This is a genomic window from Pseudoalteromonas sp. TB25 (assembly GCF_000497995.1).
In the GTDB taxonomy this organism is placed as follows: domain Bacteria; phylum Pseudomonadota; class Gammaproteobacteria; order Enterobacterales; family Alteromonadaceae; genus Pseudoalteromonas; species Pseudoalteromonas distincta.
The window spans coordinates 1-4,562 of record NZ_AUTI01000224.1; the positions used below are offsets into that span (position 1 = coordinate 1).

Here is a 4,562-nt window from a genome sequence, read left to right on the forward strand (position 1 = left end):
GGGGTTCTAGGGATTTTCCCCTCTAAAGTAACATAAATCGCCATACTCACCATATTTAAAGGCATACAAAGGTGGGTTACTTCTCCAAAGTATGGCAAATTATGAGGTTAACAACCCCTTAAACTTAATTTAATTCCTATGGCTATAAAAAACGAACTATCAATTCTTACCAAAGCTGAGCAGCTTGATCTATATTCTCCGCCGCTATTATCACTTGAACAACAACGATTGTATTTTACGCCAAACGAGATCGAGTTAACAGAGTTGAAAAGTATTCGCCTAAGGAACCACCGATGCTATTTCATTGCGTTATTAGGGTATTTTAAGTCTAAGCCTGTGATTCTTTCACCTAGCTTTAACCTCATCTTTGACGATATGCAGTTTATTTCAACGCAAGTTCAAGGAGGCAAAGGGATCAGGCCTTTCAGCATTAATAAGATGCAGCGTGACCGTATATATCAAAGAATACTGAGGTTATTAAACTATCAGAAATGGGACGAAAGTCTGCACTTTGCGCCGCTGTACGAACATCTTGTTATGGTCGGCAAAGCTTGGCTTGAGCCTCGTTATCTATTCGATGCAGCCGCTGAATATCTAGCAACGCATAGAATTGCCATCCCTAAATATACTGTCTTACAAAAGCTTATCAGTCGTGTTATCCAACAGGTCAAGAAGGCGTTAAATAATAAGCTTCGTATTCATGTTTCATCTGAACTACACGGATTTCTAAATACTATTATCGATGACAAAGATGGGCTCTCCTTAAGCCAGCTTCGAGCCGGTGCAAAAAGCGTTATGGTGACAGAGCTAAAAAAAGAACTGACGGTGTATCATCAGTTACAGCCTTATACAAGACAGATTGATAATGCTGTTAAGGGCTTAGCCTTATCGTCTAAAAACCAACAACACTTCGGTGAAATGGTGGATTATTATGGCAGTAAACTAAAACGCTTTAAGCGTCCACAGCAACACCTATGGTTGCTGTGTTTTCTGACTCAACGCATACGGCAAAGCCTAGAGCGATTGGCTGATGGGTTTATTCATCATATCCGTAAACAACAAGAAGCTGCGCATGCGTTTGCCCAACAGGCAGTGTTTGACTCATGGAGGTCAGCTGCAGACAATGTCACCAAAGCCGCAGAATTACTGCATCTGTTTGTTGATGACAGTATCGACGATAATCAACCATTTGCAACGGTTAGGCAACAAGCATTAAGTGTAATGAATAACCAAGATATAGAAACGCTATGCCTGTACTTAAAAAAGCAAAAACGCACGGTAGAAGAATATCAATGGCAATATTATGATGATCAAAACGGGTTAATTGAGCAGTTATTAAGGCCCGTGTTTCTATGTCTTGAATGCCAAGCAGGTAAAGGCTCAGAAGCATTAGTGACCCAGCTCAAAACCACAAAAACAGAACTATTAGCAGGTAATACATTGCAAACAATGGATAGTACACTTATCCAACAAAAACATCGTCCATGGTTAATTAACAAGGATGTTGTTCATCCACAGCGATACGAATGGTTGCTTTACCGTCAACTGGCTTCTCGGCTTAATGGTCGAATTTACTTATCAAACGTCACTAAATATCGTGCGCTAGAAGACGACTTAATTGCATCGTCAATACAGCCTGATCTATTGGCATCATCAACATTGGAAAAGCTAAAGCAGCCGATTCAGAAGCTACTGCAAGTAAAACAAATACGCTTAACAACATCCCTAGAAGATGTTGCTCGTCACATTGATAATGGTGATAACCGCAATGTGATCATGAAGAGCCGAAGTGGCACACGATGGCGACTGCCAGTTAAAGGCTCCCAATCACTTGTCAACAACCCTTTCTTTAAACAAATGATCCCCGTCAGTATTGCTGATGTGTTGCGTTATGTTGAACAAGAAACCAACTTTATGCAATGCTTCGCACACGTGCTGCCAATACAAAAACAAGTAGGCGCCAATCAGGATGATTTATTGGCTATTCTAATTGCGAATGCGACACATCGCGGCGTATATGGGATGGCACAAATATCTGATCGCAGTTATGAGCATCTAAGCACTATACAAGCTAATTATATTAGGCCTGAAACCTTGCAAGAGGCTAGTGATATCATCAATAACGCAGTAGCGGCACTCCCTATTTTCCGCCACTATCACATCCAAGAAGACGTCCTGCACGCCAGTACCGATGGGCAAAAATTTGAAACTCACCTTGAGACTTTTAAAACTCGCTACTCCTCGAAATACTTCGGCACCAACAAAGGTATTACGGCCATGACGTTAGTTGCCAATCATAGTGCGTTAAATGCCCGTATCATAGGATCTAATGAGCATGAGTCCCATTATATTTACGACTTACTACAATCTAATACTAGTGATCTTAAGCCAGATGTCCTCTCAACCGACACCCATGGTGTTAATCATGTTAATTATGCCTTATTGGATTTATGCGGTTATAGTTTTGCGCCTAGGTATGCTCAGTTCACCAGTGTGATCAATGACCTATTTAACGTAACTGAAAGCGACGACGGAAACACGCATCTGGCGCTGAAAAAGCCGATAAAAATGAATGTGATTGAAGAAGGCTGGCAGGATATTCAGCGTATTGTGTTATCCCTTCAAGAAAAACGCACAACACAGGCATTGCTAGTACGCAAATTATCTGGTTATCCATCTAGACACCCTATATTACAAGCATTAACGGAATATAATAGACTCATCAAAGCCCAATATTTACTTGATTATATTGATGATGCAAGTCTGCGCCAATATGTTCAACGAGCACTGAACCGAGGCGAAGCCTGGCATTTCCTCAGGCGAGCTATTGCATCGGTCAATCGTGACCAGTTCCGTGGAAAAAACGAATCAGAAATAGTCGTCTGGAACGAGTGTGCCCGTTTGACGGCAAATGCTATTATCTACTTTAACTCGATGATCCTAAGTCATCTATTACTGCACTTTGAAGAAGTTGGTGACGAGGAAAAAGCAGCAATAACTCGACAAGTATCACCCGTTGCATGGCAGAACATTAATCTGAGCGGCACTTATCAGTTCGCTAGTAACCGCAAACTACCTGATTTACAGGAAATAACTAGGCCTATTGTTGAAAATGAAGTCTAAAATGAAAGGTAACCCAGCTCCACAAGCCATTAACTGCGAGGGTTGTGGCGATTTATGTTACTTTAGAGGGGAAAATCCCTAGAACCCCATTAAGGTGTATTTTAGAATTTATTGTGCGTCAGAAACAAGTGAGCCACCCCACTTGGGATGGCTCTTAAACTCGCTACCTGTTGTCAATACTCATAGAGCGTAAGAGGACAGGGCTATCACAACAAGAGGCAATGCCTCAGTTGCCGTCATAATACCTAATAAATTTAATAAGGGCAAATAATTTGGATCTTGCAGAAATAAAAAAGGGTCTATCTACGGAAAAACTTGAAACGTATCGTCAAGTATTCTCCTGTAAATCTGACCATGAATTAATAGCTATTTATATGTCAATGCAGAGCATTATGAGCCACTTTTTTACAGTTGTTCAACTACTTGAAGTTACTTTAAGAAATTCAATACACCAGTGTGCGACAGAGCAGTTTGATGATCCAGAATGGTTCAAAACTAAAACAATTAGCGACAAATCAAAAAATCAAGTGACCGAAGCAGAGCAAAAGTGCTTAGATGAAGTGGGAGCTAAATACACAACAAATGATCTTGTATCGCGGCTTCCATTTGGATTCTGGGTTCACATGCTATCGAAAGGCTATAATAATCCAAGAGATAAAAAGCATAATTTGTGGCAATTCAAATTTAACCAATGCTTTCCCAACGCCCAAGCAAGTAAGGTTTCCTTGAATACAATTTTTCAAAATTTTGGCACTTTAAATAAATTTAGGAATAGATTGTTCCATCACGAGCCCGCTTGGAAAGGACGTTCTACTAGAAGTAGGGAGCAGGCAATAAATAACATAATCAAAAAATATCAGGAGCATTTAGAAGTAATTAGGTATTTGTCCACAAGTAAGTATCAGTTAATAACCGCGCTAGGGTTCGAGGATAGATTTTTATCGGAATGTGATATTGCTAACTTAAACACATTTAAGGATATATTGTTACCATCGGAAACTCAAAATGATTAGCTTAAAAATATTTTCACAGAGTTATTAAATGACACATAGCAAAACTAAAACTAGCTTATATAGGCGAGCTTACGTGACTTGGCTGATTAGCGCAGGCGTTAACACTGTGCCAGCAATTATGGAAGCTACAGGAATGCCAAGACGAACAGCTCAAGATACGATAGCGGCAATTCCTGAGCTGTCTATTGTGCTTGAAAATAAAGGCGGTTCATACTCGGTGGTAGACTGGGGGATGTTAAACAAATCTTGGTTAAATGATAATTCACAGCACGTTAGTGACGTGCTACTGTACCCTCAATACTAAATTTTAAATTAACTGGAGATAAAAATGTCAGAACAAGTAGAAGAAAATAATATCAAATCAAATTCTGAAAATGACAATTTCTTTATTAGAAATACTCACCTAATGATTGCTATATTGTGGGG

3 protein-coding genes are annotated in these 4,562 nt (G+C 39.8%); all 3 read left to right on the forward strand.

The genetic code is table 11. The annotated features are described in order from the left end of the window. The first annotated feature begins 138 nt into the window (after positions 1–138). A complete protein-coding gene (locus L652_RS0106335; protein ID WP_008126957.1) occupies positions 139–3,123 on the forward strand; it encodes a Tn3-like element ISKox2 family transposase in 2,985 nt (994 codons plus the stop codon). Between the two features lie 272 nt (positions 3,124–3,395). Further along, positions 3,396–4,136: an Abi family protein gene (locus L652_RS0106340; protein ID WP_024596995.1), complete on the forward strand. Its 741-nt coding sequence runs from the start codon at positions 3,396–3,398 to the stop codon at positions 4,134–4,136. Positions 4,137–4,164: 28 nt separating this feature from the next. Beyond that, positions 4,165–4,440, forward strand: a complete 276-nt coding sequence (locus L652_RS0106345) for a helix-turn-helix domain-containing protein (RefSeq protein ID WP_024596996.1) — start codon at positions 4,165–4,167, stop codon at positions 4,438–4,440. The last annotated feature ends 122 nt before the right edge of the window (positions 4,441–4,562 follow it).